Raw genomic sequence first — 21,535 nt, forward strand, 5'->3', positions numbered from 1 at the left:
CCGCGGCCCCAACCTTGGCAAGGTTGTGCTCTACCAACTGAGCCACTCGCGCATATATCTCATGTCCGTCTTTCTGACAGACACAAGATATATTATACATATATACATATCACTTGTCAATAGCGAATTTTATTTTTACGAATTTTTTACGAATTTATGCATTCACAATCTGACCAAAATCCGGTTTCAAAGAAGCGCCGCCAATCAGTCCGCCGTCAATATCCGGTTTTGCCAAAAGCTCTGCGGCATTCTTGGCATTCATAGAACCGCCGTACTGAATACGAATTGCATCTGCAGTAGCTGCATCATAAATCTCACCGATACAAGCACGAATTGCTGCACATACTTCTTCTGCCTGGTCTGCTGTTGCCGTCTCACCGGTTCCGATTGCCCAGATTGGCTCATAAGCAATAACTGCTTTTTTTGCCTGATCTGCCGTTACATTCTGGAATGCAATTTTAATCTGCATACGAATCCAATCCACATAAATACCCTGTTTTCTCTGAGTCAATGTCTCACCACAGCAGATAATCGGGGTAATGTCATGTTCAAATGCTTTCAAAACCTTTTTATTTACCGTCTCGTCAGTTTCTGCAAAATACTCTCTGCGCTCCGAATGTCCGATAATGACATATTTAACTCCGGCATCTACAAGCATGTTCGGAGAAATTTCACCGGTATAAGCACCGCTTTCTTCAAAATAAAGATTTTCTGCCCCAACATTTACATTACTTCCCTTTACCGCCTCAACAACCGGTACAATGTCAATTGCCGGTACACAAAATACAACATCAACATCATCATTTTTCACCAACGGAAGTAATTCATTTACAAGGGCAACTGCCTCACTTGGTGTTTTATTCATTTTCCAGTTTCCTGCGATAATTCTTCTTCTTGACATAAAAATCACTCCTTATACAAAATATCTTCTCAATCTGCTCATAATGTGTAATTATTGTTTTTTTCTCCAAAAATTTCTGTGGTGGCATACAAAACACCACCACAGAATCAAAATCTTATATTATTATTTGTCGTTTGCTGCTGCAACACCAGGAAGTTCTTTTCCTTCCAAGAACTCAAGTGAAGCACCACCACCGGTAGAAATATGTGTCATCTTGTCACCAAATCCAAGGTTGTTGCAAGCAGAAGCACTATCACCACCACCGATAATCGTTGTAGCGTCTTTCAAATCTGCCATTGCCTGAGCAACTGCAATCGTTCCTTTTGCAAAGTTTGGCATTTCAAAACATCCCATCGGTCCATTCCAAACAACTGTCTTTGCGCCTTTGATGGCATCTGCAAACAATTTGCATGTCTTAGGTCCGATATCCAGACCTTCCATGTCATCCGGAATACCACCGCGCTCAACAACTTTGAAGTTTGCGTCGTTTGAGAAATCATCCGCTACTATATTATCTACAGGAATCAAAAGTTTAACACCTTTTTCTTCTGCTTTCTTCTCCATGTCAAGTGCATACTGTTTGTAATCCTCTTCCAAAAGAGATTTACCAACCGGCTCACCATGAGCAGCCATAAATGTATATGCCATTCCACCACCGATAATCAAAGTATCTACTTTATCCAAAAGGTTCTCAATTACCGGAATCTTGGAAGAAACTTTGGCACCACCGAGGATTGCAACAAATGGTCTCTCCGGATTATTTACTGCATTTCCAAGGAAATCAATTTCTTTCTGCATCAAGTAACCAACAACAGCAGTATCTACATATTTGGTAACACCTACATTTGAGCAGTGTGCTCTATGAGCAGTACCAAATGCGTCGTTTACGAAAACATCAGCCAAAGAAGCAAGTTCTTTGGAGAAATTATCTTCGTTCTTTGTCTCTTCTGCACGATAACGTGTATTCTCAAGAAGAATTACATCGCCATCTTTCATAGCAGCAACAGCAGCTTTTGCATTTTCACCAACTACGTTATCATCTGCTGCAAATTTTACTTCCTGTCCCAAAAGCTCAGAAAGACGAACAGCAACCGGTGCTAAAGAAAGTTCCGGTTTCGGCTCTCCTTTTGGCTTACCAAGGTGGGAGCAAAGAATAATTTTACCGCCATCGGCAATCAACTTCTTAATTGTAGGAAGTGCTGCTACCAGACGGTTTTCATCTGTAATCTTACCATCCTGAAGTGGTACGTTAAAGTCACAGCGTACTAACACGCGCTGACCTTTTACATTAATATCATCTACTGATTTTTTATTTAACATAACAAACCTCCATTTTAATTATTTCTATGAAAAAGGGTCCGGTCCAACCGACCGGACCCTTTTTGGGATCAATTTCAAACCTTGTCCTAAATCAAGACTTATGCTAACTCGCTGAAGTATTTGATTGTACGAACCATCTGGCTTGTATAAGAGTTCTCGTTATCATACCAAGATACAACCTGTACTTCGTATGTGTCATCGTCAACTTTGCAAACCATTGTCTGAGTTGCATCGAAGAGAGAACCAAATCTCATTCCTACGATATCAGAAGAAACGATTTCGTCTTCATTGTATCCGAAGGACTCTGTAGCTGCTGCTTTCATAGCGGCATTGATACCATCTACTGTGATGTCTTTTCCTTTAACTACAGCTGTCAAAATTGTTGTAGAACCTGTAGGTGTAGGAACACGCTGAGCAGAACCAATCAATTTACCATTCAACTCAGGAATTACAAGACCGATAGCTTTTGCAGCACCTGTGCTGTTAGGAACGATGTTTACTGCTGCTGCACGAGATCTTCTGAGGTCACCCTTTCTCTGAGGACCATCAAGAGTCATCTGATCACCTGTGTAAGCATGGATTGTAACCATGATACCAGACTGGATTGCAGCATATTTGTTCAATGCATCTGCCATAGGAGCAAGGCAGTTTGTTGTACAAGAAGCTGCGGAGATGATTGTATCATCTGCTTTCAATGTCTCGTGGTTTGTGTTATATACGATAGTAGGAAGGTCATTTCCTGCTGGAGCAGAGATAACAACTTTTCTAGCACCTGCATTGATATGAGCCTGTGCTTTTTCTTTGGATGTATAGAATCCGGAGCACTCCAAAACTACGTCTACACCAAGCTCACCCCATGGGCAGTTGTTTGCATCCGGGAAAGCATAGATTTTAATCTCTTTACCATCTACTGTGATGGAATCATCACTTGCAGAAACAGTATCTGCTTTCTCATATTTACCCTGAGAAGAATCATACTTCAAAAGGTGTGCAAGCATCTTAGGGCTTGTCAAATCGTTAATTGCTACTACTTCATAACCTTCTGCACCAAACATCTGTCTGAATGCAAGACGTCCGATACGTCCAAATCCGTTAATCGCTACTTTTACTGACATGATATTTCCTCCTAAAAATAGTTAAAATTTTGGTTTGTTAAAAAATATACAAACTTCTAGAACCTATTCTACCCAATTCCGTAATAAAATTCAAGAGTAAATTCAAATAATTTGTATTTTTTTACATTCTGTCATACAACTGCTCATATTTTTTCGCTGAATTCTTCCATGAAAAATCCATTGCCATCCCGCGGTCGATAATCTTATTCCACTCTCTCTTTCTATTATAATAGACATCTTTTGCATAGCGGATGGTATTAAGCATCTCATGTGCATTGTAATTGCTGAATGAGAAACCGGTTCCTTTGCTCTCATATTCATTATAAGGCTCTACCGTATCTTTAAGTCCGCCGGTCTCTCTTACAATCGGAACCGTGCCATATCGAAGACTCATCAGCTGGCTTAATCCGCACGGTTCAAAGAGTGATGGCATCAAAAAGGCATCGCAGGCTGCATAAATTTTGTGCGAACGCTCATTGGAATAGTAAATGTTCGCCGATACACGGTCCGGATATTTCCAAGCAAAATGACGGAACAGATTTTCGTACTTTTCCTCTCCGGTACCAAGTACCACAAGCTGTGTATCTTCTGCACAGATTTCTTCGATTACATAGTCAATCAAATCAAAGCCCTTTTGGTCGGTCAGTCTTGACACAATACCAATCATAAACTTCTTATCATCCTGCGAAAGACCAAGTTCTTTCTGAAGGCCGCGCTTATTTTTAATTTTTTCTTTGCGGAATGTTCTTGCATCATAATTTGCATAAATAAGTGGATCCTTTGCCGGATTATACTCATCGTAGTCAAGGCCATTCACAATTCCGGTCAAACACCCTGACTTCGCATTAATCAGACCATCTAATTTTTCTCCATAAAACGGTGTCTTAATCTCTTCTGCATAGGTATCACTTACAGTCGTAATCTGATCTGCGTAAACGAGACCACCCTTTAGATAATTGGCATCCCCAAAGGCTTCCAATTTATCAGGTGTAAAATAGTATGCATCCAGCCCTGCCGTATCCATAACTGTCTTTTTATCCCAGACACCCTGAAATTTCAAGTTATGTATCGTCATAATTGACTGAATTCCACGGTAAAATTCGCTCTGCTGGAATGCATCATGCAGATATACCGGAATCAGCCCCGTCTGCCAGTCATGGCAGTGAATAATATCCGGGCGGAAATCAATCACAGGCAGTGTTGATAACGCCGCTTTGTCAAAAAAGGCAAATTTTTCAATATCCTGATAAATTTCTCCATAAGGCTTGCTGCCGCTAAAATAAAATTCATTATCAAGAAAATAGAATTTAACACCGTTTAATTCCATTTCAAACACACCGACATACTGCTTACGCCATGCAAGTTCCAGATAAAAATGCGTGATATAATGCATCTGGTTTTTATACTCTTCCGGTATCGCAGTGTATTTTGGAATCATAACCCGTACATCATATTTACTCTTATCAAAATACTTTGGAAGTGAACCGACAACGTCTGCCAATCCACCGGTTTTTATAAAAGGAACACATTCAGAAGCAACAAATAATACTTTCTTCAATATCCTTCTCCCCTTTCTTTTTGACACAAAATCATATTGGTATTATTATACACTAAAAAGGGAGCGGTGAAAAGATTTTTTTAGGCTTTCATTTTCTGTTCTAACCGTATCTTGTCCGCAATTAGCGCTACAAACTCCGAATTTGTCGGTTTTCCTTTTCCATTATGAACCGTATATCCGAATAATTCATCAATTGTATCCACTTTTCCGCGGCTCCACGCCACTTCAATTGCGTGTCGTATTGCTCGTTCTACTCTGCTTGGTGTTGTCCCATGTTGTTTGGCTATAGAAGGATAGAGAATTTTTGTAATAGAATTTAACATTTCTTTATCGTCAACTGACATCATAATTGCATCCCGCAAATACTGATACCCTTTTATATGTGCCGGCACCCCGATTTCATGAATGATATTGGTAACATCCGATTCAAGATTATATTTCGCCATTTTTTCATTTCTTCGGTTCTCATTTCCCGTAGCAATGAGTTTTGCCCTCGCACCCGGTTTAAATTTCTGTACATGAGAAAGAAGTGTTTCCGACTCGAATGGTTTTAATAAGTAATATGAAGCTCCCAAGGCAAATGCCGTATCCGTAATTCGTTCCTGCGAAATACCGGACACCACAATAATCTCCGGCACCTTTTTCATCTTCTGCTTTTCCTGCAGCCGCTCCATCACACCAAGACCATCTAATTTCGGCATAATCAAATCCAGCAAAAGCAAATCCGGCTCCGTTTCCTCAATCATTCCCAGTGTTTCTACTCCATCTTCTGCCGTTCCCACGACCTGAATCTCATCATCATCCATAAGAATATTCTGAATCATGGATGCCATTCTTGGATTATCATCTGCAATTAACACTTTTAATTTCTGCACAACTAGTACCCCCTTGAAATAATTATAAATTTTTTATAAACTCAATGTAATTAAAAGTATATACCTCTTTTCTCCATATTACAAGAGCAAATTCTAAATTATTTTAATTTTTTATTTATATTCTTTTTATATTTCATCATCTTTCGACTCCTAGCTTCGGTTTTTGACAGCAAATGCGGTTCTTTTTACTGCACCAACATCTCCTCAATAAAAATTCCATAACCTCTTGTCGGGTCATCAACAAAAACATGCGTAACAGCCCCAACAATTTTATCGTTTTGTATAATCGGCGAACCACTCATCCCCTGTACAATCCCGCCTGTCAGTTTTAAAAGCTTTTTATCCGTCACCCTGATTTCCATACTCTTATTATCCCTTGCATTAATTTTTATATCTTCAATTTCAATTTCATACATCCTCGCCCTGCCTTCAAGATTCGCATACAGATACGCCTTTCCGGCTTCAATCTCTTGTTTTCTGCCAACTTCATACGCCTTTCCGGAATAGGCGGACACACGCTCCTGTTTCATCTCACCAAACACCCCCTGCTCCGTGTTCTTTTTAATTTTTCCTATCGTATTTTTTGCAATCATATTGATATATCCCTGCAGTTCTCCCGGATTTCCTTTCTCCCCCTTCATAATATCGACTATCTGCGTCTGAAACAATTCACCCCCGTGTAAATTCAACAGCGTCCCGGTATCAACATCTGTAATTCCATGTCCAAGTGTACCAAATTCACCGGTCTTCGTTACATAAGTAAGCGTGCCGATTCCCTGTGTATCCTCCCGTACCCATGTTCCGATTTTATATGTGCCATCTGATGAAAGCACCGGACGCATGGCGATTTTTATCTTTTCTCCGTTTCGGCGTATTAAAACCGTAACCTTTTTATCTTTTGTCCCCTGAATTTCACGGTTTAAACTTTGAATCGTAGCAACCTTTTTCTGATTCCACTCCAAAATATAATCCCCCGGCTTTAACAAATTTTCACCGGGCGCATAAGTAAGCCCATCTTTTGCCGGGACCTCAGTCGTATCCAGCACTAGCAGCCCATTAGTCTCCACATAAATACCAATTGGCTCTCCACTCGGAAAAATCTTTTTCCTTTTCACCACTTTAACGTCCATCCTCTTTACCGGCAGCACACCAAATAAGCGGACCGATACCTCATAACTTCCTAACCGGTTTGACTTCATAGAAAAACTGCCACCCTGATTTTGCACATGCAGAGCCGGAACACTTTGCTCGGTCTTAAAAAACGCCGGCAGGTCCAGTTCCTGTTTTTCCCCGACGTAAGTCAAAACAGAATCAGGAATTTTATTTTGAATATAATCATACATCAAATATCCAATCAATAATACATCAGCCACTAATAATCCAGCCAGCAAAAAACGAACTTTTTTTCTCATACTCATTCCTCCCATAATTGGCAAAATAAAAACAGAAGGTACAAAACTTACTATTGTTTTGGTTCCTTCTGTTTAGTATAGCCAACTTCTATTTTTCTAATTCTGAAAACTATCTGAACTTTTTTGGTTTGCTAACGCTTTCATCTCTCTCGCATTTTCAAGTACCGACTCTGTAATCTCAACACCGCCAAGAATACGTGCCAATTCCTGTTCACTCTGCGACTTATCCAACGGACGAATCACTGTCTCCGAATGATTTTCATCAACCATCTTTTCAATCAAAAAATGGGTATCTGCCATTGCCGCAATCTGTGCCAGATGAGTAATGCATAGAATCTGGTGGCTTTTACTTAAAAGTTTCAGTTTTTCCGAAACCTTCTGTGCCGTACGTCCACTGATTCCGGCATCAATTTCATCAAAAATCAAGGTCTCAATATGGTCTTTTTCGGCAAAAACCGATTTAATTGCCAGCATAATACGGGACAACTCACCGCCGGATGCGATTTTTCCGAGGCTTTTCTTTGGCTCGCCCGGATTCGTTGCAATCAAAAATTCAGCTTCATCCCATCCATCCGCACCAAATGTATCTTTGCGGCTCCATGAAATTTCAAAATCTACATAGGCAAAATTTAAATCTGATAAAGCAGCTTTAATCTTTTCCTGAAGAATGGAAGCGGTTTCTTTCCTTTCTTTTGATAACTGCTCACATTTCTTTGTCAAATCCGACTCATATTCCTTTATTTTAGCAAGAAGTTTCTCCTTATACTGTTCAAAATCTGCAAGTTTTTGCAGTTTATCCTCTACTTCTTCCAAATGCGAAAGTATTTCTTCATAGGTACTTCCGTATTTCGCCTGCAAATTGTGAATCGTATCGAGTCTTTTCTCTAATTCCGAAAACTCATTGGCATCGAAAGAAAAGTCCTGCATATAATCCGCTGTTTCATGATTAAAATCATCTAAAAGTCCTTCAATCTGCAAAAGTTCTTCCTGCAAGTTCCGAATTTCATCACCAAAGCCTGTAATCCGCTGCATACTCTGTAACGCATGGCTCACAGCTCCCGCGGCCGTATCACTTGTCAAACGGTGTACCAGACCAAGCGATTCCACAATTGTCTCAGCGCCGGATGCTCTGCGGTATGCTTCTTCCACTTCTTCGATTTCACCGGCTTGTAAAGATGCCTGCTCAATTTCCTGTTTTTCGTATTCCAGAAAACTAAGTTCTCTCGCACGCTCCTCATCCGACACATCTTCATCCTGCCACTGTTTTTTCAGCGCTGTATATTCACGGTATAAAGCAGCAATCTCTTGTTTCAGAGCGACACACTGCTTGGTGGCAAACTCATCTACAATTGCTAAATGTTTATCCTTCTGCAATAATGACTGGTTTTCATGCTGTCCATGAATGTCAATGCAGAGGGCAGCCACCTGGCGAATCACACTGACCGATACATTTTCACCATTAATTCGGTTTACACTCCGGCTTCCCGTAATACGGCGGGAAATGACAATCTGTCCTTCGTCCGGGTCTACACCTAATCTTGATAATTTCTCTTTTGTCTCTTCATCTTCAATCTGGAAAACAATCTCTACCATCGCAGAGTTGCCATGCTTTCCTATGATTTCCTGCGAAACTCTTGCACCGAGCGCGATGCTGATAGAGCCAATCAAAATCGATTTGCCGGCTCCCGTCTCTCCGGTAAGAATATTTAACCCGGAAGAAAAATCAACATCAATCTCGTCTATTATCGCAAAGTTTTTTACATGTAAATTTACTAACAATAGTCTCCTCCCATTCCACTACTTTAATTTTGTAACGTTCACGCGGCATCCGAGTTTTACACCGTTGACAACCGCATAAATCGTTGTTATACCTCTCTTACGTCCGGTAACAAGTCCGGTCGATGATACGGTTGCAATGTTAATATCTCTTGAATACCATGTTACACCGGTACTAATCTCGTTTACATGAAGCTGTTCGGTATCGTATGGACGAAGAGTTACTGCCTTGCGGTTTAAATCTACAACCAATACATCACAATAACCATACAGTCCGGTCGAAGTCGTTCCGTAAATCGTAGCCTCTCCGGCACGTTTGGTCTTAATCTTACCATATTTATTTACGGTTGCCACTCTCGGATTATCGGAGTGATATTTAATCTTCGTCGTCGAATTGACCGGATTTAAGGTAATGCCGGACTGGGCAATCTTTCCTTTCGCCACGGTAATCTGGCTGTTTGCCACAGTAATTCCCGTTGCCTCAATCGGCTCAACAACATGAAGTATGCAAGTTGCTGACTTACCGGAACCATCTTTTGCCGAAGCTTTAATCTTTACAATACCCTCGCCGGTTCCCAATACTCGTCCGGTACTGCTGACTGTTGCAATCGATTTTTTATTCGTCGTCCACTTCACGGACTTAATCGTCGCATTTTTCGGAAGAACAGTTGCTTTCAGTTTCAACGTACTTCCAACAAGCAGTCTGCCCGAATAGCGGTTCAGTTTAATTTTTTTCACTTTACGAACAACACGCACTTTACATCTGGCGTACGCACCGGAACCATCCTTCGCTGTCGCTTTAATATAAGTCGTTCCTAATTTCTTTGCCTTTACCTTACCGCCGGAAGTCACGGTTGCAACTGATTTTTTGCTGCTCGTCCATTTTACCTTTTTATTACTTGAGCCGGTAACTGTGGCTGTCACATAGAATGACTTGCCTTTAGCCAAATATTTGGTTTTCGGCGATACCGTCACCTTCGTATCATTTTCTTTCTGTTTTGGCAGAATCGTAATCAGACAGGATACAGAAAATCCACCATCTGTCGTCGTACCGGTTACCATCGCCGTACCGGCTTTTACACCGGTTACTTTCAGATTGGAAACTCCTGCCGCCTCAATTTTAACATTACTATTTGAAGCCTTCCACGTCATCGCCTTATTAAATGCCGACGCTGGATTAAAAATAGGTATCAGTGTAACGGAACTGTCCACACGAACCGTCTTTTCTGATGAGTCTAAGGAAACTCCTTTCACACCATCCTGCACAGTAACCATAATAACAGTCATTGGTCCTGCTGTTTTTCCATTGTAGGCTCTGGCCTCAATAAATGTTGTTCCTGCCTTTGCTCCTGTAACACGTCCATTCACATCTACCGTTGCCACACTATTATTGTAACTTTTCCATATAATAGTGTCTGTCGAATTTGCCGGTGTAAATACTGCCTTTAAATCAGCACTGTCACCCGTTCTTACCGTTAACTCCTTTGGTGTCACACTCAATGCTGTCGAAGGCTGTTTCACTGTAATCTTTAACACTTCCGTTCCGGTCTGCGGAGATGTAATGTTAAAATAGACTACTCCCGGTGATTTTGCCTGGAACGAAGCAATTCTTCGTTCTTCATCATAGGGAAGCATCGTAACACAATCTTTATACTCACCCGTTGGCGTCCATGTTAACTCTGCTGTCGTATTAATAGGCTCAAAATCAAGTTTCACATCTTTTGTATCCCCTACATTCATTGTAAGTTCATTCTCGCTTAAAATAACCTTATCTGCTGAACCTAATATCGTTAACAAGCAGGAAGCCATAACACCATTTGGATTATTTACCGGTCTGACGGTAATCAACGTCACCCCGGCATTTACAAAAGTAATATATCCATCATCATCCACGGTAGCAATTCCCGGGTCCGAACTAGTCCATACAAGTTCTGTATCCGTTGCATTTGCCGGCGTGTATGACACATCGTTTTTCCCCATATTATAGCCATCTTTATAACGTGGCACAGTCAATTCTGTCTGTTTCAGGGAAATTGCCTGTATTGCTGATCGGACTGTAATACGGATCGTCTTCTTATCACTTGGATTCACAGTGTTTGTGACTTCTAAATCTGCCACACCCGTTCCCACTGCTGTAATAACCGCACTCTTTCTATCATCTGACGGCATCACCGTAAAAATCTTCGAATTTACAGTAGAACAGGTCCATGACAACGGCGGATTCTTAATTGACTGGTTGATAATCGCCTTAATTGTCTGTACATCTCCTACATTCATTGTCATTTCCGTCACATTTGGTTCAAGTGTAAATGATTTCAATGCAGCCTGTACCACAACAAGACACTCTGCGCGAATAGTCTTACCAACTGAGTTTGTCAAAGATGCTATTATCTTAACATCGCCTTTTGTATTCTTTACTGCCGTCACTAAACCATTATCATCAACTTTAACACAAGACGGATCCGTACTTTCAAATTTTACAGTTCCATCATAAGCACCATTATATGTAGCAACCAGCAAAAATTCTTCTTTTTCGGAAAGTGTAAGTTCCGTACGATTTAAATGCATGCGATCCTGTAATGTGATTGTTACCTTAAATGTCATTGGCATATTAGCAAGAACATCTTTATCCTCGCCGTCCAGCCCAAGCAGCTCTGCCACTTGCTTTTTATACGCCGGTTTCACATTTACAGAATCAATTAATACACCTTCGGAAACTGTAGTTTTTACCTGAAGCTCGCTTGTTGCACTATCGTAAGTTGCATAATTATAAATTGAGCCACCATCTTTCGTCCAGTTATTGGATACAAAATACTTAACAAAATCCTCTCGCGTCATGCCAAAAGCATCTGCCAGGTTTATGGAATCTCCCGGTCCTAATGTTTCTTCTTTGTCACCAATTCCGGCGGTAAGTGTAAACGTAATAACCGTTGGATCATATGCATCCGTATGATTGCTCTCACTCAAGTAGGTTCCATTTGTATAAAATTCAATTACGTACTTTCCTGCCGTTCCTTGAATCTTCAGCTCGTTTTCATACATACCGGAAGGAATAACCTGAATAACATCCGATTCTCGTCCAAGTGAGTCTGCCAATACCTGAGGATTACCTTTACCATCATCTTTCTTCACCACCCAGATAATCTTGTTTCGTATTGCCTGTGTGTTACTGGTAAATACTGTATCCGTGTAAATATTCGTTCCGGAAGAAATCTTCTGATTAACCAATGAATTTGTATACCCACTGCCTTTAGTAAGCGAAATTTTAGGTTTTACATACACATTCAATAGTGCCGTATAGGTATCACTTTCACCTTTCGGCGTATAGCTGGCTGTAATCTGTGTTCGTCCGGCACCAACCGGAGTCACAATACCGGTGTTCTTTTCTACCTTAACCACTTCATCATTCGAACTAATCCACTGAGCATCCTTCGCATCGCCAAAACTTAAGCCTAACTGAACCGGGCTGTCATCCGCATACATAACAAGAGAACGCTCTGTATCTGATTCATTCACAAAACGGTATAAATTTGCATCTTTCGATGTATCAATAGCAAACATAACATTAATGTTACACGTAGCACTTCCAAGAACTGCATTACCATTCATGCTGTCTTTCACCGTTGCGATAACCGTTACAAGTCCGGGTGAAACTGCTCGTACTGTCGCTACCATCTTATTAGTAGAACTTTGTTCAAGTGTTGCAAATCTAGTTGCCGCACTATCTGAAAAAGACCACTCAACAATATACTTATCCTCATCATAGGCGGTTCCTGTTGTTTTTAATACAAGCGGAATACTTCCTGAAGTCATCTGCAGTGTTTCCTCAGGGTTTAACTGCTGGTCATTATAGGTAATAAATATTTCATCTGCTGCATGGCTATACTGCTTGCTGTATAAAAAGACGGCAAAAATAACCACCGTCACAAAAACAGCCGCTGCTGATATACCAATTCTTTTTTTTACTCGTCTCATATCCATAACCATACCTTTCTATATCATCTATCTAAAATCTGATTCTAAAATAAACATTCGCATCCGTAATCTGTATATCGGACAAATTCAAATTAAAATTTAGTCTTGATTTTCAAAAGGTGCCTCTTTTGTTCCCTTAAACACAAATAATTTGCTGATAAAATAATTAATTATAATAACCAAAACCTGAGTCAAAAGTTTCGCCACAAACAAAAGTGTGTTAGAATCAGGGAACAATATTACAGCAAGCTGAACACCGCCAAGTTCGATAATTAAAGTGGATACACGGCCACCAACAAACTTAATAAATTCAACCAAAAGTTCTTTCATTCCTGTTGTTTTCGACGCAAATACAAACTTTTTATTTGTCACGTAGGCAAACAAAATAGCAGACACAATTCCAATTAAATTTCCAAGGAACGTGCCCAGTGCAAATTTCCCGGCATACCACTGTTCCCACTTCAGGCCATACCACAATCCATATGTAATCACAAGATTAACAAGTGTTGTACATCCTCCAAAAAACAAATATAAAAGTTTGTCCTTATTTTTTTTATAAAAAGGCCACATAAATCGAAGCAACTTCCAATTCATAATACGGTCAAAAATATCTGTAATTTCCGGTTCCATCCTTGTTCTCCATTCTTTTTATTATTTTACTGTAATTGAAAGGGATTCCTGAATATGCTTTTTTATCTGGCTTTTTCGATTTGCCATAAAACTCTTCATATCCCTTACCCGGCTGTCCACATCACCGTTGCCAAAACGCTTTTTATACTGCTCCATCAACGGGCGGTAGACGGCTGCCATGGCATCTAATTTCTTTGCAGCATCGGCTGACTTAAAGTTTTTATCTGCCAAATCCATCAGCGTATCGGCAAGTGACTGTTTAAAGGAGTCATTTTTACAGAGTGCATCAAATAATGCATCCTTATTTCTTGCTTCCTGCAGACGATTCGTATTTCCGTTATTATCCTGTCCCCACAAATTCATCGAGTATTCGGTGTCGTAGAGCATATAACGCCACTTCGTATCGCCATAATCACTGCCGTCATCCTCTCTGGTCCGCCATAACTGCACATTATTATCCGGCCAGTCCTTGTTACCAATATAAATCTCAGTCGCATAATAGTCAAGATAACTCTGTATATCCACCATTTTCTTAAATTTCTCATAATTATCGGTCAAAGACATGTCAAGGTCTGCCATTGCCTGCAGTTGTTCATAGAGAGCGAAATCTTCTTCTTTTCCCTCATCAAGTTCATCATTTTTTATCACAACCACATTATCTTTATCAACGCCAAACTCTTCCTCCAAATAATTATCGGAATAGCGTTCCATTAGATTATAAAGTCCCCAGTACTCACCGTTTAAGAATAAAACGCATGGGCGTGAACTCTGCGTCGTAAATGCACGGTCACTCACAAGACTCTGGATAAAGACATCCTGCATTTTACTGTAGGCATATTCGTTACCGCCATTTCTCAAGATAAAACGTTTATACTTTTTCGTCGGCTTTCCGTCCGCATTGACAGCTCCCGGAATCAACTGATAGCCTTTGAGATTTTTCAGTCCTAATTCTTCACGGAAATAAAACCGCAGACTCTTCTGCCCCCAGCGGCGTGTATAATTGCCATGAATCCGCATCCCCATCGTCGTCTCAAACGGTATCGTGCCATCTTCCTCAAAATACGTCACTGCCGCCGGTCTCTCCCATTCAGCACCACTGTTTTCCCAGTTGCCATAACGGTAGATTCCTCTTTCTTTACTAAGAAGATTATCCGGATCCGTGACAACGGAAATCACAGAAGCATTCTTATAAACCTCTGCCAAATCCTTATCTACAAAATAAGTTTTTGTCACCGTCTTACTCGTATTACCCTTTTCATCCACTGCCATTGCGCGAATGATGGTTGCTTTCGGAACTGCACTGACTTCCGGATAAAATGGCCCATTATTATAATAATCTGTTGGGTCATACATATATGGAATATTGACTTTCGAGCAAAGCCTGTTTTCATCATTATCCCGATTTTTCACTGTAATTGCCTGCTTATACTCATTGGTCGGAAGTTTTGCCGGTACGGTATCTTTTACACTGCCGCCCACACTACTGACATCCGGCTCACTGCCATCTGTCGTATAATAGATTTTGCTTCCCTTTGGCGCATGCAAAGATAGTTCAAATGATTTATCATAACTTCCGCTTTCTTTTGAAAATACCGGTTCCGGTTTTGAAGTATCAACCGGTGTTGGCGTTGGCGCAGCGGTTGGCGTCACTACCGGCTCTATCGCAGGGGAAGCAGAAGGCTTATCGGTTCCTCCCGGCGTCTGCGTCACCTGTGGTGCAGGTTTCTTTTCTCCCTGTGGTGTTGCCTCTGCCGTAGTAATAACTCTTTTTTTCTTCGCCTTCACAGTCAGTCTGCAGACAAGTTTCTTTCCTTTTACTTTTGCCGTAATCTTTGTCTTACCGGCACGTTTTCCCTTAACAACTCCTTTTTTTGAAACTGTCGCAATCTTTTTCTCCTTTGAAGACCACTTCACCTTTTTCTTTGTTCCCTTTACTTTTAGGCGAAGTTGACCGCCAACATAAATCACGGCTTTTTTCTTATTTAGAATAATCTTTTTCTTAGCCTCAGCTTCTCCACCGGCACTTCCCATCATGCCAATAACAAGAGAAAAAATCAAAATTCCCAGTAACCGCTTCTTCCTTTTCAGCCCCACAAGAGCACCTCCTTTTTTATATGAATTCTATTTTACCATAAAAAAACAAAAAAACCTAGCATTTTGTTAAGCGTTTTACGCCCGAACTTGCCACGCAAAAAAAATCGTGCTATAATACGATTTTGTGGTTTTTGCATGAATGAATGGAGGTTTCTATGAAAACAACAAGAGACGATATCAGAAACATCGCCATCATCGCACACGTCGATCATGGCAAGACAACCTTAGTGGATGAATTATTGAAACAAAGCGGCGTATTCCGCGCCAATCAGGAAGTTGCCGAACGTGTCATGGACTCAAATGATATTGAGCGTGAACGAGGCATTACTATTTTATCAAAAAATACAGCCATTACCTATGAAGGTGTGAAAATTAATATCATCGACACACCGGGACATGCCGATTTCGGTGGTGAAGTAGAACGCGTTCTTAAAATGGTAAATGGTGTCATTTTAGTCGTTGACGCTTTTGAGGGTGCAATGCCTCAGACAAAATTTGTGTTAAAGAAAGCACTGGAGCTGTCTTTGCCGGTTGTTGTCTGTGTCAACAAAATCGACCGTCCGGAAGCTCGTCCGGAAGAAGTTGTCGATGAAATTTTAGAGCTGTTTATCGATTTAGATGCGGATGAATCCCAGTTAGACTGCCCATTTATCTTTGCCTCGGCAAAAGAAGGTGTAGCATCCTGCGATGTCAACAAAAAAGGCACCGACATGAAGCCGCTCTTTGATGCGATTTTAAATTATATTCCGGCACCGGAAGGTGACCCGGACGCCGACACACAGGTCTTAATCAGCACCATTGATTACAATGAATACGTTGGCCGAATCGGCATCGGAAAAGTCGATAACGGAACCATCCGCGTCAATCAGGATGCCGTTATCGTCAACCATCATGACCCGGATAAAAATGAAAAAGTTAAAATTTCCAAATTGTATGAATTTGAAGGACTCAACCGTGTGGAAGTCGAAGAAGCAACGATTGGCTCAATTGTAGCCATTTCAGGTATTGCAGACATTCACATTGGAGATACTCTGTGTAGTCCGGAAAATCCACAGGCAATTCCGTTCCAGAAAATTTCGGAGCCAACGATTGCCATGCATTTTATGGTAAATGACAGTCCGCTTGCCGGTCAGGAAGGAAAATATGTGACAAGCCGCCATTTGCGTGACCGTTTATACCGCATGTTAAATACCGACGTATCCCTCCGTGTGGAAGATACCGACACAACCGAAGCTTATAAAGTGTCCGGCCGCGGGGAACTGCATTTATCCGTTTTAATTGAAAATATGCGCCGTGAGGGATATGAATTTGCGGTTAGCAAAGCGGAGGTTCTTTATAAAGAAGATGAAAATGGCAAAAAATTAGAACCGATGGAACGTGCTTATGTCGATGTGCCGGATGAATTTACCGGAAATGTCATTGACCGCCTCAGCCAGCGTAAAGGGGAATTACAGGCAATGACCCCATTAAATGCAGGCACGACACGCCTGGAATTTATCATTCCAGCCCGTGGACTGATTGGATACCGCGGCGAATTTATGACAGACACCAAAGGAAACGGTGTTATTAATACAGAATTTGAAGGCTATGGTCCATTTAAAGGAGAAATCCCTTATCGTAAACAAGGCTCTCTCATTGCTTTTGAATCCGGCGAAACAATTACCTACGGTCTTTTTAATGCACAGGAACGAGGCACTTTGTTTGTTGGTCCCGGTGAAAAGGTTTACGGCGGCATGATTGTCGGCGAACACGCAAAAAGCGATGACATTGAGGTCAATGTATGTAAAAAGAAAAACCTGACGAATACCCGTTCTTCCGGTGCGGATGAAGCACTGCGTCTTACACCGCCGAAAGAATTAAGTTTAGAGCAGGCACTGGATTACATTGACACTGACGAATTACTCGAAGTTACACCGGAAAATCTTCGTATCCGTAAAAAAATTCTCGATGGAACGGAGCGTTACCGTGCCAAACGAAATGCGGCAAACGCAGCAAAAAGCTAATGTAAAAAAAGAATGTCAATCACGAATGCTTGATTCTGAAACGATATAGGCTTATACTTACAGTATTATTTCGATTTCAGAATTACAGGGGGAAATGTTTTGGGTAATTATAAAGAAAGTATTGCCATCATCATTCCGGCACTGGACCCGGATGAGCGCATGGTATCACTCGTTGGACAATTGCACGACGATGGCTTTTCCAATATCATTTTGGTCGATGATGGAAGTCTTATTGCCAATCGAAAGTATTTTAAAACATGCAAAGAGACTTGCCACTGCAAAATAATCCGCCACGTCGTAAATTTCGGAAAAGGAATTGCACTAAAGTCTGCGTTTAACTATATTTTAGAGCAGCGCCCGGATATCAAAGGTGCTGTAACCGTGGACTGTGACGGTCAGCATGTACTTCCGGACATTAACACTTGCGCAAAACTAACCTATGAGCATCCGGATTCTTTGATTCTTGGCTGCCGTCAGTTTAACGACAAGGAAATTCCTCTGAGAAGCCGTTTTGGAAACAAGTTGACTCGGCAGATGATCCGGCTTTTATGCGGCATACATGTTTCTGACACGCAGACCGGACTCAGAGGACTTCCAACCCCTCTCATAAGAGAGCATTTTGCAAATGTAAAGGGAGAACGGTTCGAATATGAAATGAATATGCTGATTGCTGCGAAGGAATACCAGATTCCAATTGAAGAATTTCCGATTCAGACAATTTATCTGGCAAATAATGAAAGCTCGCATTTTAATCCGTTCATTGATTCGATTCGGATTTACAAAGTGTTTTTGAAGTTTATGCTAAGCTCTTTATCCAGTTTTATTATCGACATTGCTTTGTACTGGCTGCTTGGCTATCTGCTTCGTCCGATCATCTCCGACAAATGGATGCTTCCGTTTTTCGATTTGTCCGTGCTTATATTAATGCGGACTGTGATTTCACGTTTTGCCAGTTCGCTATTTAACTTTTTTGTGAACAAAAATCAGGTGTTTAAAAATGACTCAAGCTCGCCATTTCTTTTCGTAAGATATTACACATTGGCAATTGTTCAGCTTTTGTTGTCTGCTGTTTTAGTCAATCATCTGCTGACATTTATTACTTATTCGACACTTCGCAAATGCATTATCGATACCCTGCTTTTTGCAATCAGTTTCCAGATTCAAAGAGAATGGGTGTTCAAGAAATAAAAAAAAGAAGGATTAGTAAATCAACTCGAAACAAAGGATTCGCTTTGCGAATAAAGTTTCTCACTGATTTATTAATCCTTCTCTTCTATCTATTGCAAATGACATTTTCTATCTTTTATCATCTTGACTTTTTCCTGCATATAGAAAAGGCCAAGCATAGCCGCTGTAATATAAAACGGAACAAATACAAACAAATATCTGGCACGCACTTCAAATATCATAAGGAACAAATTAATCCCAGTCAATGTCATCGCAATGAAAAGTGCTCTTTTATTCCTATTATCAAAAAATATTGCAAAGAAACAAACCAAAATCTGTATAGAAACCCATATACTCTGCAAAATATTATAAATCATCTTATTATCCTGTGCATAATAAAAAGATTGTAATTTTTGTGCAAATTCACTGTGCAGTCCACGATATTCACCAAAGAAATTTCCTTCCCAGCCCCATGCAAATGAGCCATCATCATTTGCAATTATCAATTTCTGCATATAAAACTTTATTGTGCCCCAAATGCCTTTCTCACTTATACGTTGTCTCCACACCTCAATTTGCATTTCCTTTCTCTTCTCCGAATCGGATATTCCCCATGAACGCTCCCTGTCAACGCCAAAATAAGAGCCATATGTTTCCTCATTTGCCCCCATCATCAGATAATGCTGCCATGTCATTTGTGCATCTGCATTCCGCTGGTCATACACAGCATCACTCAAACTATTTATCAGACCCAAAACAATTATGGTTCCTCCTGCAACAATTAAACATTTTGCGGCAATTTCCTTAATTTGGCACTTTCGCAAAAAAAATATTTCTGCCAGAACAATTGCAAGCAAAGCAATCACCACCGTCGGCTTGATTTTTATCCCCAGCGAAGCCGCTATCACAATTCCTATCCATGATGCATAACCCTTTTTCTCATCTTTCATGGAACAATAAAAATACAAAACCGCACTCAAAAAAGGAAGTACATATGTATCTGAATAAGGGATTATAATCCATGGGTTGAATCCTAAAAAAACTGTGCAAATGATTATAGACAGGAAAGTCACTTTTCGACTATGCGTTAATTTCCAAACAGTCATCACAGTAAACACAATGGCAGCATCTGTGGAAATCACCCCTGCAACAATCGTAGGAAAATAATTATCTACACATCCAAATAAAGATGACAGATATTTTATTCCGGCAAAAATAATCGTCAAAAAAATATTATTCGGATAAGCATTAAAATAATTCTGAGAAAACGAATCTCCTCTTTGGCTGATCCAATCCTGAATTGTTCCACCATGTGTCACAATATCTGCTGCCGACTGCAGTATACCGACATCCCACGTCGTATAAAAATAGATACATTTACACAGATACATCTGCATCACAAATATAATTACCGCATAAAATACGCAAAACATAACAACTCTGTTTTTTTTGCAAACACAACTTGCTATTTTTCTCGTGCAGCATATAAAAAAAAGGAGGGAAATTGCTGTCAACCCAATCAATGCCAGCAAAGCATTCAACAATTGATAATGTAACGGAAACACATCACCTGCAAGTCTTCCGAACTCAAGCAAAATCATAACCACAATAAAAATGTGTAAGCAAAGAAATATCTTTTTCGCTGCCACACACAAAAAATTTTGTATTTTTTCCACTATCACTTTCTCTTTGCATTCCTTTCCCCGTCAAAACAAAATCTCTGAACTCTTACTCGGCCCGGTCTACATCATTTAGAATATCCTGTATAGCAAATCTCGGACGGCCTTTCGTCTCTAGATACATCTTTCCAATATATTCACCGACAATACCTATCGCAAGAAGCTGCAAACCGCCAAGCGCCCAGATAGAAACCATAAGACTGCTCCAGCCAAGTACCGTTGCACCCATTGCATGGCGCACAATCGAATAGATCAGGATTCCAAGGCTTGCCAAGAAGATGACAAGACCAAGGCTTAATATAAAGCGGATTGGTTTGACACTAAATGAAGTGATGCCGTCAAATGCAAACGACAACATTTTCTTCAGCGGATATTTGCTCTCTCCTGCAAAGCGCTCCTGTCTTTCATAGTATACGTTGTCTGCCGGATATCCGATTAACGGTACAATTCCGCGTAAAAAAAGATTGACTTCCTTGTAATTTTCCATCTGCATTAAAACACGCTTACTCATCAAGCGGAAATCTGCATGATTAAAGACAATGTCAACCCCCATCCATTTCATGATTTTATAAAATCCTTCTGCCGTAAATTTCTTAAAAAACGTGTCTTTTTTTCGGCTGCTGCGCACACCGTAAACAACATCAATTCCATGATTAAATTTATCTACCATCTCATCAATAGCATGAATATCATCCTGTAAGTCAGCATCCATTGAAATCGCTGCATCACAATGATCCTTCGCATACATAAGGCCGGCAAGCACAGCATTCTGATGTCCGCGGTTTCTGGAAAGATTCAATCCACTGACAAGTGTATATTCTTCATGCAGACGGCAGATAATCGGCCATGTCTGATCTTTTGAACCATCATTCACATAAAGAATCCGGCTTTTTTCACTAATCTCACCTGCATCGATCAATTTTTGCAATTTATCACTTAACTGTTTTGTCGTCTCATCAAGCACCTCTTCTTCATTATAACAAGGTACAACCATATAAATTATTTTACCCTTTGACATACCTGTCCTCCT

The 21,535-nt window shown here is 40.5% G+C and carries 14 protein-coding genes; 2 read left to right on the forward strand and 12 right to left on the reverse strand.

Features of this window, described 5'->3' with window-relative positions; translation table 11 throughout:
- Positions 1-154 precede the first annotated feature (154 nt).
- The 10 genes from tpiA to DW005_RS04540 all read right to left on the reverse strand — a co-directional run bounded on the left by tpiA (position 155) and on the right by DW005_RS04540 (position 15,656).
- The gene (tpiA, locus tag DW005_RS04495; RefSeq protein ID WP_117478336.1) at positions 155-901 is read right to left on the reverse strand and encodes a triose-phosphate isomerase; all 747 of its coding nucleotides are present in this window, start codon (positions 899-901) and stop codon (positions 155-157) included.
- A 123-nt stretch (positions 902-1,024) separates the two neighbouring features.
- Positions 1,025-2,221: a phosphoglycerate kinase gene (locus DW005_RS04500; RefSeq protein ID WP_022378099.1), complete on the reverse strand. Its 1,197-nt coding sequence runs from the start codon at positions 2,219-2,221 to the stop codon at positions 1,025-1,027.
- A 98-nt stretch (positions 2,222-2,319) separates the two neighbouring features.
- Positions 2,320-3,336: a type I glyceraldehyde-3-phosphate dehydrogenase gene (gap, locus tag DW005_RS04505; protein WP_117478337.1), complete on the reverse strand. Its 1,017-nt coding sequence runs from the start codon at positions 3,334-3,336 to the stop codon at positions 2,320-2,322.
- Between the two features lie 121 nt (positions 3,337-3,457).
- Entirely contained in the window at positions 3,458-4,894 is a 1,437-nt protein-coding gene (gene glgA / locus DW005_RS04510; RefSeq protein WP_117478338.1) for a glycogen synthase GlgA, read from the reverse strand.
- 80 nt (positions 4,895-4,974) lie between these two features.
- Positions 4,975-5,769 (reverse strand): sporulation transcription factor Spo0A, encoded by a 795-nt coding sequence (spo0A, locus tag DW005_RS04515; RefSeq protein ID WP_117478339.1) that lies wholly within the window; start codon positions 5,767-5,769, stop codon positions 4,975-4,977.
- A gap of 185 nt (positions 5,770-5,954) precedes the next feature.
- On the reverse strand, positions 5,955-7,181 hold the full coding sequence (gene spoIVB / locus DW005_RS04520; RefSeq protein ID WP_181974941.1) for a SpoIVB peptidase: 1,227 nt from the start codon (positions 7,179-7,181) through the stop codon (positions 5,955-5,957).
- A 96-nt stretch (positions 7,182-7,277) separates the two neighbouring features.
- Positions 7,278-8,960 carry a DNA repair protein RecN gene (gene recN, locus DW005_RS04525; protein WP_117478341.1) on the reverse strand — a complete coding sequence of 561 codons (1,683 nt, stop codon included), beginning with the start codon at positions 8,958-8,960 and terminating at the stop codon, positions 7,278-7,280.
- 18 nt (positions 8,961-8,978) lie between these two features.
- Positions 8,979-12,938 (reverse strand): Ig-like domain-containing protein, encoded by a 3,960-nt coding sequence (locus tag DW005_RS04530; RefSeq protein WP_181974942.1) that lies wholly within the window; start codon positions 12,936-12,938, stop codon positions 8,979-8,981.
- Between the two features lie 93 nt (positions 12,939-13,031).
- Positions 13,032-13,562, reverse strand: coding sequence for a GtrA family protein (locus tag DW005_RS04535; RefSeq protein WP_242989366.1), 531 nt, complete (start codon positions 13,560-13,562; stop codon positions 13,032-13,034).
- A 21-nt stretch (positions 13,563-13,583) separates the two neighbouring features.
- Positions 13,584-15,656: a CotH kinase family protein gene (locus DW005_RS04540; RefSeq protein WP_117478343.1), complete on the reverse strand. Its 2,073-nt coding sequence runs from the start codon at positions 15,654-15,656 to the stop codon at positions 13,584-13,586.
- A gap of 155 nt (positions 15,657-15,811) precedes the next feature.
- On the opposite strand from DW005_RS04540, the gene typA reads away from it, so the two are divergent.
- Positions 15,812-17,659, forward strand: a complete 1,848-nt coding sequence (typA, locus tag DW005_RS04545) for a translational GTPase TypA (RefSeq protein ID WP_117478344.1) — start codon at positions 15,812-15,814, stop codon at positions 17,657-17,659.
- A 99-nt stretch (positions 17,660-17,758) separates the two neighbouring features.
- Complete coding sequence (locus DW005_RS04550) at positions 17,759-18,847, forward strand: bifunctional glycosyltransferase family 2/GtrA family protein (protein ID WP_207658726.1); 1,089 nt, start codon at positions 17,759-17,761, stop codon at positions 18,845-18,847.
- Between the two features lie 89 nt (positions 18,848-18,936).
- On the opposite strand, the gene DW005_RS04555 is transcribed toward DW005_RS04550, so the two are convergent.
- Together DW005_RS04555 and DW005_RS04560 are read right to left on the reverse strand one after the other, a co-directional pair.
- Entirely contained in the window at positions 18,937-20,502 is a 1,566-nt protein-coding gene (locus tag DW005_RS04555) for a hypothetical protein (protein ID WP_117478345.1), read from the reverse strand.
- A 52-nt stretch (positions 20,503-20,554) separates the two neighbouring features.
- The gene (locus DW005_RS04560) at positions 20,555-21,523 is read right to left on the reverse strand and encodes a glycosyltransferase family 2 protein (protein ID WP_022378111.1); all 969 of its coding nucleotides are present in this window, start codon (positions 21,521-21,523) and stop codon (positions 20,555-20,557) included.
- Positions 21,524-21,535: the final 12 nt, after the last annotated feature.

The organism is Clostridium sp. AF36-4 (assembly GCF_003435975.1).
GTDB lineage: Bacteria > Bacillota > Clostridia > Lachnospirales > Lachnospiraceae > Eubacterium_F.